This window comes from Pseudomonas sp. FME51 (assembly GCF_014897305.1).
Map to the genome: position 1 here is coordinate 34,714 of NZ_JABUYN010000005.1, position 13,035 is coordinate 47,748.

11 protein-coding genes and 1 tRNA gene are annotated in these 13,035 nt (G+C 59.2%); 2 read left to right on the forward strand and 10 right to left on the reverse strand.

What is annotated here, in order from left to right:
• Window positions 1-22 precede the first annotated feature (22 nt).
• The 9 genes from nirD to dapA form a co-directional block, all read right to left on the reverse strand.
• Entirely contained in the window at window positions 23-427 is a 405-nt protein-coding gene (gene nirD / locus INT39_RS10260) for a nitrite reductase small subunit NirD (protein ID WP_193073832.1), read from the reverse strand.
• On the reverse strand, window positions 427-2,985 hold the full coding sequence (nirB, locus tag INT39_RS10265) for a nitrite reductase large subunit NirB (RefSeq protein WP_193073833.1): 2,559 nt from the start codon (window positions 2,983-2,985) through the stop codon (window positions 427-429). The genes nirD and nirB overlap by 1 nt, the downstream gene beginning before the upstream one ends.
• 234 nt (window positions 2,986-3,219) lie before the next feature.
• Entirely contained in the window at window positions 3,220-5,688 is a 2,469-nt protein-coding gene (locus INT39_RS10270; protein WP_193073834.1) for a mechanosensitive ion channel family protein, read from the reverse strand.
• A gap of 87 nt (window positions 5,689-5,775) precedes the next feature.
• Entirely contained in the window at window positions 5,776-6,726 is a 951-nt protein-coding gene (locus INT39_RS10275) for an adenosine deaminase (RefSeq protein ID WP_193073835.1), read from the reverse strand.
• Between the two features lie 126 nt (window positions 6,727-6,852).
• Window positions 6,853-6,942, reverse strand: a tRNA-Ser gene (locus INT39_RS10280).
• A gap of 44 nt (window positions 6,943-6,986) precedes the next feature.
• Window positions 6,987-7,700, reverse strand: coding sequence for a phosphoribosylaminoimidazolesuccinocarboxamide synthase (purC, locus tag INT39_RS10285; protein WP_193073836.1), 714 nt, complete (start codon window positions 7,698-7,700; stop codon window positions 6,987-6,989).
• 37 nt (window positions 7,701-7,737) lie between these two features.
• A complete protein-coding gene (locus INT39_RS10290) occupies window positions 7,738-8,541 on the reverse strand; it encodes an MBL fold metallo-hydrolase (protein ID WP_193073837.1) in 804 nt (267 codons plus the stop codon).
• Window position 8,542: 1 nt separating this feature from the next.
• On the reverse strand, window positions 8,543-9,652 hold the full coding sequence (gene bamC, locus INT39_RS10295; RefSeq protein WP_193073838.1) for an outer membrane protein assembly factor BamC: 1,110 nt from the start codon (window positions 9,650-9,652) through the stop codon (window positions 8,543-8,545).
• A 31-nt stretch (window positions 9,653-9,683) separates the two neighbouring features.
• The gene (gene dapA, locus INT39_RS10300; RefSeq protein WP_193073839.1) at window positions 9,684-10,559 is read right to left on the reverse strand and encodes a 4-hydroxy-tetrahydrodipicolinate synthase; all 876 of its coding nucleotides are present in this window, start codon (window positions 10,557-10,559) and stop codon (window positions 9,684-9,686) included.
• Between the two features lie 201 nt (window positions 10,560-10,760).
• Here dapA and INT39_RS10305 point away from each other — a divergent pair, with 201 nt between their 5' ends.
• Window positions 10,761-11,318, forward strand: a complete 558-nt coding sequence (locus INT39_RS10305; RefSeq protein WP_193073840.1) for a glycine cleavage system protein R — start codon at window positions 10,761-10,763, stop codon at window positions 11,316-11,318.
• A 20-nt stretch (window positions 11,319-11,338) separates the two neighbouring features.
• A complete protein-coding gene (locus tag INT39_RS10310) occupies window positions 11,339-11,806 on the forward strand; it encodes a peroxiredoxin (RefSeq protein ID WP_193073841.1) in 468 nt (155 codons plus the stop codon).
• 85 nt (window positions 11,807-11,891) lie between these two features.
• Here INT39_RS10310 and INT39_RS22520 read toward each other — a convergent pair whose 3' ends face one another.
• Complete coding sequence (locus tag INT39_RS22520) at window positions 11,892-13,016, reverse strand: T6SS immunity protein Tli4 family protein (RefSeq protein WP_226944694.1); 1,125 nt, start codon at window positions 13,014-13,016, stop codon at window positions 11,892-11,894.
• Window positions 13,017-13,035: the final 19 nt, after the last annotated feature.

Genomic DNA, 13,035 nt, shown 5'->3' on the forward strand with positions numbered 1-13,035 from the left:
GGGTTGTTTCCTTATGTGAGAGTCAGATGTTCATGGCGCTGCGGTTGCCGGGCGCGTAGATCTCCACCCGATCCCCGCTGAGCCGCACCGGCCAGACCTGCAGCGCCAGCTCGGGCTGCTCCAGACAGTGCCCGTCTTCCAGACGGAAATGCTGTTTGTAGAGCGGTGACGCCACCACCGGCGCGCCTTGAATATGACCGACCATGCCCCGGCCGATGACATTGGCCGTCGACTGCGGATCGCGGTTATGCAGCGCGTATACCTGTTCTCCATCGTCCGCCTGGAGCAGATAGAACAGTGCTATCTGCGCGCCAGCAAACCAGGCCACCACGCCCGAGTTGGGGACCAGATCATGCCGATGACATAGCGAATGCCAGTTGGCCATTGGGTGCTGCGAATCGATGGTAAGAGCATATGCCTGGGTCATCAGAGTGCCTCCTCGGTAACAGGGATCAATGTCAGCTCAGTGGCGCGCGCCGGACGGCGCTGCCCGCGTTCCTTGACGAAGTGAATATCCGGGTCATCGCGTTCGTCGTTGACGAAGGTGCGAAAGCGCTTGAGCTTTTCCGGATCATTAATGGCGTTGGCCCACTCGCATTCGTAGCGGTCCACCACCCGTTGCATCTGCCCTTCCAGCTCTGCGGCGAGCCCAAGACTGTCTTCAATGACCACTTGCTGCAGATAATCCAAGCCACCCTCCAGACTCTCGCGCCAGGTCGAGGTGCGTTGCAGACGGTCGGCAGTACGGATGTAGAACATCAGAAAGCGGTCGATGTAGCGCACCAGGGTCTGGTCATCCAGATCGGTGGCGAACAGCTCGGCGTGGCGCGGGCGCATGCCACCGTTGCCCGCCACGTAGAGGTTCCAGCCGCGGTCGGTGGCAATCACGCCAATATCCTTGCTCTGCGCCTCGGCACATTCGCGGGTGCAGCCGGACACGCCGAACTTGATCTTGTGCGGCGCACGCAGGCCCTTGTAGCGATGCTCCAGCTGCAGGGCCATGCCGACACTGTCCTGTACGCCGTAGCGGCACCAGGTGTTGCCCACGCAGGATTTCACCGTGCGCAGGGACTTGCCGTAGGCGTGACCGGTCTCGAAGCCGGCCGCGATCAGCTCGGCCCAGATATCCGGCAGGTCGTGCAGCTGGGCACCGAACAGGTCGATGCGCTGGCCACCGGTGATCTTGGTATAGAGGTCGTATTTGCGCGCCACCTCACCCAGCACGATCAACTTTTTCGGGGTGATCTCGCCACCGGCGATGCGCGGCACCACCGAGTAGGTCCCATTCTTCTGCATGTTGGCCATGAAGGTGTCGTTGGTGTCCTGCAGGGGCACCAGCGCCGGGTCCATGACCGGCTCGTTCCAGCAGGAGGCGAGGATCGAACCCACCGCTGGCTTGCAGATGTCGCAGCCGAGTTCGCCCTTGCCGTGCCGGGCCAGCACCTGTTCGAAACGGGTAATACCCTCTACGCGGATGATGTCGTAGAGCTCCTGACGGGTATGGGCAAAGTGCTCGCACAGGCTGCGATCGACCACCACACCCCGTGCGCTCAGCTCATGCTCGAAGACCTGTTTGAGCAACGCGCTGCAGCCACCGCAGCCGGTGCCGGCCTTGGTGATGGCTTTCAATTCACCAAGGTCGGTCACGCCAGCGTCGACCTGACAGCACACGGAGCCCTTGCTGACGTTATGGCAGGAGCAGATGGTGGCCGCCGCCGGCAGCGCATCGACGCCCAGCGCCGGGTTGCCCTCGGACTGCGGCAGGATCAGGCTGGCCGGGGCTTTCGGCAGCTTGATGCCGTTCTGCGCATACTGCAGCAAGGTATCGTAGTAACTGTTATCGCCAACCAATACCGCACCGAGCACATGCTGGCCATCGGCAGAAACCACCAGTCTACGATAGGCGGCGGTGGCCTCGTCGATAAAACGGTAACTGCGCGATCCGGGGGTAGCGCCCTGGGCATCACCGATAGAGCCGACATCCACGCCGAGCAGCTTGAGCTTGGTCGACATATCCGCCCCGGTGAACGGCTCGCTGGTCTGGCCAAGCAATTGCGCCGCCACCAGCCGGGCCATCTGGTAGCCCGGCGCAACTAGCCCGAATACCTGCCCATTCCAGCTGGCGCACTCGCCGATGGCATGGATGGCCGGGTCACTGGTGCGACAGTGATTGTCCACCACCACGCCACCCCGTTCCGCCATGCTCAGTCCTGCGCTGCGTGCCAGCGCATCCTGCGGCCGGATGCCGGCGGAGAACACCACCAGATCGGTTTCCAGGTATTCGCCATCGGCGAAATTCATCCGCCAGCGGTACTCGTCGCCCCGCGTGATCTTACTGGTGGCGCGGGACAGATGCACCGCCACCCCCAGCGCCTCGATCCGCGCCCGCAGCGCGGCGCCGCCTTCAGCGTCCAGCTGCACCGGCATCAACCGCGGCGCGAACTCCACCACATGGGCCTCCAGTCCCAGAGATCGCAGCGCGTTCGCCGCCTCCAGCCCGAGCAGGCCACCGCCGACCACCACACCACGCCGGGCGCCATCAGCCGCCTGGCGAATGGCATCCAGGTCGTCCAGAGTCCGGTAGACCAGCCTTGAAGTACCTTCGGCGCCCTGGATCGGTGGTACGAAGGGGAAGGACCCGGTGGCGAGTATCAGCTGGTCGTAGCTGGTTCGACCGCAGGCAGTGATTAGCTGTTTATTGCCGCGATCAATATCCAGCACTGGCGAGCCGAGATGCAGATGCACTCCCGGTTGTTGATACAAGGCCGCTTGCCCTAATGCCAGCGACTCGGCATCACGCCCGCCAAAGTACTCGGACAGATGCACCCGGTCATAGGCCCGCTGACGCTCTTCACCGAATATATGGATTTCATAACGAGACAATGCACCCAGCGCAATCAGTTGCTCGACGCAATGATGGCCCACCATCCCGTTGCCGATGATCACCAGCCTTCCCCGCCAGGTTGAAGTGACATCCCCACCCATAAGTCTTCCTCTCTTCGCTGCAACTGTCTGTGCAAGGACCAGAGCAAGGGGCGTGCCAGTCTGAGGAACAACACGCAAGCACGTCTCGCATACCGCGTGGCGCAAGGGCTGGGAGTTTATAGAGTGAGGGAAAACCGTACGGGAGGGGCTTGAATAGACTGGAAGAATGAGGCCCTGCTTGAACCATGTCAGCGCAATATAACGCCTGCAGGGCCTGCTTTGGTGCGCTGGGTGTCAGCCTTCGTCGGACGAGTTAACTGCCGAAGAAGGTGGCATGAAAGGACGTTCACGCGGGTCAGCAATGGCGATGCCCAACTGCCGGAAGCGTTCCAGCACCCGGCGGTTGATCTCCCGCTGGACGCCCCAGCGGCCCTTGTCGGTACAGCGCATCTGGCCGGCCAGGGTGACCATGGAGCCATCCACGGCATCTACGCCCCAGATTTCCATATCCGCCAGGATCTGCGCCGAGAAGACGGAGTCTTCACGGAGCGCTGCGCCAATCGCCTTGAGTTCACTGATGGCCTGGTTGATATCGGTGTCATAAGAAACACTGATGCGCACAGCCGCGTTGCCAATGCCCCGATGAGCATTGTTGACCGTGGTCACCGAGCTGAACGGGACGATATGCAGGGAACCATCACCGGCGCGCAGACGCACGGTACGGATCGACAGGTTTTCCACCGTTCCCGCCACCCCCGCTACCGTCACCGAATCGCCCACCTGCATGGCATTTTCCATCAACAGGAAAATCCCGGTAATGAAATCCTGTACCAGCTTCTGCGAGCCGAAGCCGACGGCCACGCCGATGATGCTGGCACCGGCGATCAGCGGTGTGGTGTTGACGCCGATCTGGTTCAGCGCAGTCAGTCCGACAATCAACACGATCACCAGAAACAGGCCGGCGCGAAGCATCGGCAGCAGTGTATTGAGCCGCGCGGCACGTAACAGATCACCCTGCCCGCGCCAGCGAGTAATGCGCTGTTCAACCGCGGCGTTGGCAGCTTGCCAGACCACCAGGGCGATCGCCACGGCAATGACGATAGTGACGAACGCGGACGCCAGGCTGCTGCCAATGGTGCCGGGGGCAAACCACTGCAACGCATTCAGCCCCCAGGCCTGCAGCAGCGCAACCAGAGTGGCTACCGTAATCACCAGCGAAACCAGCCAGCGCAGCAGCGGGTAATACTGCTCGGCAAGCTGACTGCGCAGATCAGTGGAGCTGGTCGGACGGCGCTCATCCGGCACATCCTCGCTGACACCGGCCAGACGCCCCAACGCACCCAGCGCCAAGACAGCAGCCAACCGACCCAACACGATGATGGCAGCGGAGATTCCAATAAATTCGAGCAGCTTGGTGAAGCCATCTTCGATGCGCAGTGCCCAGACCACCCAGCCACCCATGATCAGCACCGCCATCAGCAGCGACCAGACACCGGCCAGCCAGCGCCGCAACGCATACACCGCACCGTCACGCTCGGGTGAACCGGCGATCCACACTGCCACCGGCTGGCGAAAACGGAACACCAGAAAGATCAGCGTCAGATGGACCAGCAGTGAGGTTGTTTTGACAGTCACCAGCTGGGCTTCGGGGCCGGTGCCGAGGATGCCGAGTGCATTGCCAATCGCCACACCAAAAGTCGCGAGCACCACCAGCCGGCGCGTCCATCCATGTATCTGCTCGGCGGCAATATCGCCCAGCTGGATGATCCGCACACAAGCATCAGCCGGTGACAGCAACAGACGCACCACCGCCATGACGACACGGGTGATCACATAGGCGTAAACGAACTCGCGGGTAACCAGATGGGTACGCGCATCCAGCCCCGGCAACAGTTGCAGGACCAACGCCGCAATGCCGAAAAACAGCCCCAAAGGCAACAGGTCGAGCACAAAACCGGCAAAGGCAAAGGGCAGCCTGCGTAACGCCCTCATTTCGGACTCGATAGGTGCTGCGGCAGCCGGCGCTGAAACAGGCTGCTCAACAACCTCCACCGGCGAGTCCGCAGCAGAATCATGGGGGCCGACCGACACCGCCTCCACATATTCCACCCCATCGCGCTGGGTCTGGACCAGTGCAGTACGACTGTCGAGCGGTCGCAGTGCAGCAAGGGCAACGGGGTCGCTGGTGTCCGGAACGGGTCCAGGAATAGGCGCTGACTCGGGCACGCGGGACTCGGCCTGGTTGGCGCTGCTTATCAAACTGCTCACGGATCTGCGCAGCAAACGGCGCAGCAGCCATTCCAGACACAGGCCGATGCCGAAGACGATAGCCAGATCAATCAGCGTCTGCAGCGCCAACATGCGCCCCACCTCATTGAGGAAGGTGGTGTGGAACCAGGAGGGTAAATCAGCCAGCGCCCGGGCAATCCGTACCAGCTGCGCATGCAGCCCATCAGTCCAATCGCCGACCTGATCCATCGTGCGGGCGACCAGACCACCCTCCTCCAGCGGCACTATGGCGCTTAACGGCGACTCCTCCACAGCCGGCGCTTCATCATCGGCCAGCGCCTCGCTGGCTATAACCTCCAACGCCCGCACCACTTCATTCCGCCGCTCGTCATCCTGCAGCGTATCGAGCACCTGTCGCGCTTGTGCCGGATCCAACTCTGTTTGGTCAGCCGTTTGTGCCGACACCGCAGCGACCGGCATGAACAACAGAGCCAGCATCAACACAACAAACCCAGGCAGTTTCGATATCAGCATAATATCCGTCCCTAATAAACCTTGCCGGTCCGCCAGGCAGGCCAGCTGTTCACTATTCGAACCTACCCAGGCCGTTTGGGTTCAGCTTTATGCCAACCGGGCGTCGAGACTGTTCTGCGCCAGACGCCGGGCCTGATCTTCTGTCATCCTCAGGCTCTCATGCAAAGCCATGAAGTTCTCATTCACATAGCCGCCAAAGTAAGCCGGATCGTCAGAATTCACCGTAACGTTCACGCCCTGCTCCAACAGGCTCAGGATGTTGTGGTCTCGCATATCATCAAATACACGAAGCTTGACGTTGGACAATGGACAGACGGTCAGCGGGATCTGTTCGTCGATCAATCGCTCAATGAGCTTAGGATCTTCCGCAGCGCGTACGCCATGATCAATGCGACTGACCTTGAGCAGATCCAGCGCTTGCCAGATGTAGTCCGGCGGCCCCTCTTCACCGGCATGAGCAACTGCCAGGAACCCTTCAGCACGAGCCTTGGCAAAGACCCGTTCGAACTTGCTGGGCGGATGCCCAAGCTCCGAACTGTCGAGCCCGACGGCAAAGAAAGCATCCCGATACGGCAAAGCCTGAGCGAACGTCTCGAAGGCATCATCCTCACTCAAGTGCCGTAGAAAGCTCAGGATCAGTCCGCCGCCGATACCCAGCTGCCTCTTTCCATCACGCAGCGCTGTGCTAATCCCCTCGAGAGCCACCTCGAATGGAATACCCCGTTCGGTGTGCGTCTGAGGGTCATAGAACGGCTCGACATGCACCACCCCCTGCGCATGGCAACGCTGCAGGTAGGCCCAGGTAAGGTCGTAGAAATCCTGCTCCGTGCGCAAGACATTCGCGCCCTGATAGTAGAGATCAAGGAATTCCTGGAGATTGCCAAAGGTATAAGCCCCCCGCAGGGCATCTACATCCGCCCAGGGCAGACTGATACCGTTACGCCCGGCAAGATCAAAGAGCAGTTCTGGCTCGAGTGAGCCCTCGAGATGCATATGCAGCTCTGCCTTGGGTAAAGCTGCCAACCATTGTTCGTTCATTCCCACCTCCGCGCCGAGACGCTATCCGACCAGCATAAACAAAAAGCCCCACACCATTTTCAGGTTGTGGGGCTTTTTGTGGGATAGCAATCAAAAACCTGTGAAGTCATTGATTGACCCGTCATTTGGCGGAGAGTCAGGGATTCGAACCCTGGGAACAGTTGCCTGTTCAACGGATTTCGAATCCGTCCCGTTCGACCACTCCGGCAACTCTCCAAGTCGGCGCGCATGATAGCAGCTTCACTACGGCCGATAAAGCGTTAAGACAGCGGAACACCCAGTCTTTGAGCGACTTCTTCGTAGGCTTCGATGACGCCACCGAGGCCCTGACGGAAGCGATCCTTATCCATCTTCTTGCCGGTTTCCTTATCCCACAGGCGGCAGCCGTCGGGGCTGAATTCGTCACCGAGAACGATCTCACCCTTGAACACACCGAACTCCAGCTTGAAGTCGGCCAACAACAGACCGGCATCATCGAAGGCCTGCTTGAGGACGTCGTTGACCTGCAGGGTCAGTTCGCGCATACGCACCAGCTGCTCGGCTGTCGCCCAGCCGAAGGTCACAACGTGGGATTCGTTGATGAAAGGGTCACCCTTGGCGTCGTTCTTGAGGAACAATTCGAAGGTCGGCGGAGACAGCTCCTGACCTTCTTCGATCCCCAGGCGCTTGACCAGACTGCCGGTGGCGTAGTTACGCACCACACACTCAACCGGAATCATATCGAGCTTCTTGACCAGGCATTCGGTATCGGACAACAGCGTGTCGAACTGAGTCGGTATGCCAGCGTCCTGCAGCTTCTGCATGATGAAGGCATTGAAGCGGTTGTTGACCATGCCCTTGCGTTCCAGCTGTTCGATCCTCTTGCCGTCAAAGGCCGAGGTGTCGTTGCGGAACAGGAGGATCAGACGGTCCGGGTCGTCGGTGGTGTAAACCGATTTGGCCTTGCCGCGATAGAGTTCAGTGCGTTTTTCCATTATCGGCTCCTGATGCGCGCGAAAAGATGGTGGTGGTTCATAGGGTCTCTTTTTCCAGCAACACAGGTCGTGAAATATCAACAGACCCTATGTTCTGCCAAGGCAGACCCTGATTTTGTAATGCCAACCGCAACTCGCCCTCCCAGCCATCCAATACTCTGGACAGCTCGCCAAGGGCAAGCTCTGGCCGGTTGTTCTTTTCACTGATGTGAGCGATGGCAACGTGTTGCAGTGCGCTCATGTCGATCGATTCAAGCAGTCCCGCTGCCTGTTGATTGCTCAGATGCCCGAGGCTGCCTCCTACCCTCGCCCGCAGAAAGGGCGGATAGGGGCCGTTGGCCAGCATGAGCGGATCATAGTTGGCTTCAAGAAACAGTGCATCCAGACCGCTGTACATTTCCGTGATCAGCGGGGTAATCATACCGGTGTCAGTGAGTACGCCCAGACGATGACAACCACTGTCAAAAATAAACTGACAAGGCTCGCGCGCATCATGGGGCACCGGAACCGGCGTGACCCGGATATCACCGATCACCAAATCCTGACCAAAGCGGATCAGCTCAACCGGCAACCCTGTGTCACCCATGCCAAGGTAGGTGCCTGCCGTCATATACACCGGCAGACTGTAACGCGTGGCCAGTCGCTCGACACCTTTGATGTGGTCCGAATGTTCGTGGGTGACCAGTATCGCTGTCAGCTGTCGTGGACTCAGGCCTGCTGCAGCCAGCCGCTGTTCGGTGGCGCGCAAACTGAAACCGCAATCCACCAACAGCCGGGTCCGACCATGTTCAATCAGAGTGGCGTTGCCTCGACTGCCACTCCCGAGCGAGCAGTAGCGCATCTCAGTTCAAATTATCATGAATCCGGCGGAGCAATTCCCTGGCTTGGCTGGAGTCAGTGCTGGTGTCGATGTTGTCTTCCACGGTGACCTGGACCCGATTACCCACCGACGTCAGACGCACCTGGGTACGCTGTGCGCTGTCTTGCTCAGGCTGCTTGTCACGACCGAACAGGCGACCGAAGAAACCGGGTTTGTCATCCTCGACAGCGCTCTGCTCAGGGTTGACGTAGTACACACCGGCGCTGCGGTTGATATCGGCAACCTGGATGTCCGCCTTGGCCAACGCCTGGCCGACTGCTGCCCAGGCACGATTGAAGTCGCTGGGGATATTCAGCACCGGATTGCCGGCACCGTCCTGATCCAAGGTACTGCGCCGCGCTGCCGGAGCATCACCCACGGTCGACAATGCAGCCGAATCCAGGTCGCCGGCTTGGCTCAGGTAGGTTTCCAGCTCGGCCAGTACGGCGCGCTCAAGATTGCTGTTATCCGAAGCAGCAGGCCACTCAGCCCGGTCGCTGCCCTGGCTGCGCTGCATGTGCAGCACTTTGATTTCGCTGCTGCCCGACTGCACGCCCGGCTCCACACGAATACGGAAACGCTGTTCCTGACCATCGGTACGGCGGTTGGGCCCAACGGCTGGCAACAAACGGCGCATCAAGGCATTGTCAGCGTCTTCCTCAAAGGCCAGCCAATCTGTTTCCATCTCGCCCAGCGTGGCGGACTCACTGGCGACGGGGACCTGGTACTCACTCAGGAATTGTCGTACCTGTGGCCACAGACCTGTCGGTTCGCGCTGCGCCAGCAGCCAGCGGTCACCACCGTTCTGCTGCATGGAAAATTCGCTGAAATCCGCACCGACATTCAGCGCTTGCGGGCGCGGCAGCTGGAATTTCTCTTCGCTGGTGACGCCCAGCTGACCTGGCACCGGCAGCAGGTCGCCTATGGGCTTGCTGTTCAGTTCGACAGGTACCGTCATGCGCGGCTCGATGACAGCGGACTGGTAGTCCGAACCGCGGTCACGGAAATAACCTTCTTCACCGAACAGATAACCACAGCCGCTCAGGCCAGCGCTGATCACTACCAGGGTCAGTGCATTGAGCACAGGCTTCATTTGGAATTCCTTGATTGTATGATTCTCAGAGTCACAGCAAGCCGCACTGCTGCATGGCCTCGCGCACTACCGGCTGGCAGCCCGCACTGAGACTGGTCAGCGGCAGACGCAGACCGTCCTCGATCAGGCCCATTTCATGCAGCGCCCACTTCACCGGAATCGGATTGGACTCGATGAACAGCTGTTTGTGCAAAGGCATCAGCAGGTCATTCAAACGGCGGGCAGTGTCGGCATCGCCGTGCAATGCGGCAATACACAGATCATGCATGGCCTTGGGTGCGACGTTGGCAGTAACCGAGATATTGCCCTTGCCGCCCAGGAGAATCAGCTCCACCGCGGTAGGGTCGTCACCCGAATACACAGCCATGCGCTCACCAACGCGTTCAATCACTTCGCGGGCACGCTGCAGGTCGCCGGTGGCTTCCTTGATGCCGATGATATTGGGAATATCTGCCAGCCGTACCACGGTATCGGGCAGCATGTCGCAGGCGGTTCGCCCGGGCACGTTATACAGAATTTGCGGAATGGCCACTGCTTCGGCAATGAATTTGAAGTGCTGATAAAGCCCTTCCTGAGTGGGCTTGTTGTAGTACGGCGTAACCAGCAGACAGGCGTCTGCACCCACGCTGCGTGCCGCTTCAGTCAGCTCGACCGCTTCACTGGTGGAGTTGGCTCCCGTCCCGGCGATGACCGGAATCCGCCCGGCGACCTGATCGACCACGCGGCGGATGACCTCTTTGTGCTCATCCATATCCAGCGTGGCAGACTCTCCTGATGTGCCGACCGCGACGATACCATCGGTGCCCTGCTCCAGATGAAAGTCGATGATACGCTCAAGCGCTTGCCAGTCCAGGCTGCCACGCGAGTCCATGGGGGTTACCAGCGCCACAAGGCTGCCTGAAATCATGCAAGGGCTCCACAAGAAATAGATTGATCAGCAATGGTACTTTCGCCATGGTTCCAGCACAAGGGACGACGGCTGCGTTAAGCCTATAAACAGCAGTAAAACTGATGGTTGAACCGCCGACGACAGACGGGGACAATAGGCAGCTTGTCAGCAGGCCTCGTTTGGACTGCCGACCCGGCAATCCAGTCTTTGAGGAATCTTATGTCCACAGCGCCCAGCCCCCAGGAGCAATTTCTGGTAATCAATGCCATGGGGCAACAAACCACTGCAATGGCCAGCATGCTGACGCGCCTCTGCATGGAGCAGCGTTGCCTGATTGTCAGTAGCCGAATGAGCCGACACGGCACCTGCACTGCTCTGTTGCTGCAAGTGAGCGGCAATTGGGATGCCTTGGCTCGACTGGAGACGTTGCTGCCGGCGCTGGCCAAGCGCGAACACCTGACATTATCCCTGTATCGCAGCAATGCATTGGAAGAGCGCCCTTCTGCGCTGCCCTACAATGTCTTCGTTACAGCTGGCCAACGGCCCGAACTGGTCGCCGAACTGTGCTCCTTTTTCCAGCATCTGGAGATCGATATCGAGGAGATGTTCAGCTTTACCTACATGGCCCAACACACCGGCACCGCCATGCTGAATCTGACGCTGACCATCGCCATCCCGGTAAAGACTCAACTCAGCTGGCTACGCGAACAGTTCCTCGACTTCTGCGATGAGCTCAACCTGGACGCCGTCATAGAACCCTGGCGTCCCCTTCACTGATTTCGATAATGAGGCTGTCAATGAGCATCAAACCGGATTCCACCCTGCCCGACTTCACAGTGCAGGCCACCAGCAGCAAGACCGTCACTCTCTCGGAGCTGGCCGGCAATAAAGTCGTGATCTATTTTTACCCCAAGGATCACACTCCTGGCTGCACCACTCAGGGGCAGGATTTCCGTGACATGCATGAGCAGTTTCTGGCAGCCGACACCGTGGTCTTCGGTGTCTCCCGGGACAGCTTGCGCACTCATGAAAACTTCCGTGCCAAGCAGAATTTCCCGTTCGAACTGATCAGCGATGCCGATGAGACCCTGTGCCGCCTGTTCGATGTAATTCGTCAGAAGAAGCTGTATGGCAAGGAATACGAAGGTATCGAGCGCAGCACCTTCCTGATTGACCGCGAAGGGGTACTGCGTCGTGAATGGCGCAAGGTGAAAGTACCCGGCCACGTTGCCGAAGTACTCGAAGCGGCGCGTGAACTGGCGTAAATGCCTTACCACGGGCAGCCTCCACGGCTGCCTTGCTCAAGCTTCTCAACGACATCCCGCCTGAAAACCCACGCTTACATGCGTATCACTTGTCCAGCGTCACCTGAATGGTTTCGCTCAACCCCTTCCAGCGGGGCAGGACATCTTCCGGCGGCGGGGTGAAGTCGTTGAGGTTGTCCAGTCCTTTCTGGAAGGTGAATATCTGCACCGCGATCAGCGGATTGAGCAGCCCGCCAGTATGTGCCAAGGCAAACCAGGCCCGCTCCTGTTCGCCGGACTCCGGCTTGGGATCCAACCGCCAGCCCTCCAGCCCCGCCAGGCGATCACCGATATAGCTGGGTTCGATAAAGCGCGTCAGCTTCCATTTGGTGCCGTCGTAGCCGGGTCGGTAATCGGTGTCGTAGGTGCCGGTGGTGGGTTGGGTCTGCCACGGGTCATTGGCTGAAGCTGTAACCAGGGTGAATATCACATTAGGTGTGCTGGTAAAACGCAGACTGTTCTTGATTGAATAGGCTGTCTTGCCGTCGTCGGCGATAAAGCCATAGGGAAAGCAGATACCGGGACCTTCAGGTACTTCATATAAGTCACGAGGGCGAAAGCGTGCCATCAGGTCCTTGAACGCTTCGGCGCCGGTCCCATCAACAGCCCCCTGGCGCATGGCAAAGTAGTAAACGCGTTGATTGCGGTATACATAACCGAACCCCGGGAAGTCACCGCCGAGGAAGTAAGCGTCGGGGATACCAAGGTCATGCTCGCGCGGAATTGCGTTCGGTATTTGGGCTTCCAGATTCTTGATGGTCTGTTCAAGTTCCACAAGCTCCTCGGGACCGTAGCCCATGCCCGGAAGCTTTGCGAGACGACGTTTGTTGGTTTCTAGTCGCTCCTGCAGCTGCTTCTGATAGCGCATGCCGGTACCTTTCTGATAACCAACAGCGGCTTCAAATTCCGAGCGCTCGACAATATCACTTACGTGGATGACCAAGCCGTTGAAGTCATAGGAGGCAAGGTCACCTTTGGCGCCGACTTTCAAACCAAAACCATGTCCCCCGCCGTCCGAAACTCGATGGATGTAGTCAGCATGAAAGGTAGCCCACTCTAGTTCTTCCGGCACCTCGAATGTCATGCGGCCCAAACATTCCTGCCGAAGCGTGTCTGCCGCTGCAAGGTTGAGGGACAGGCAAAGTAGAATCGCAAAAATAGGCCTGGTCATGTGGTTAAGTTCCTCTATC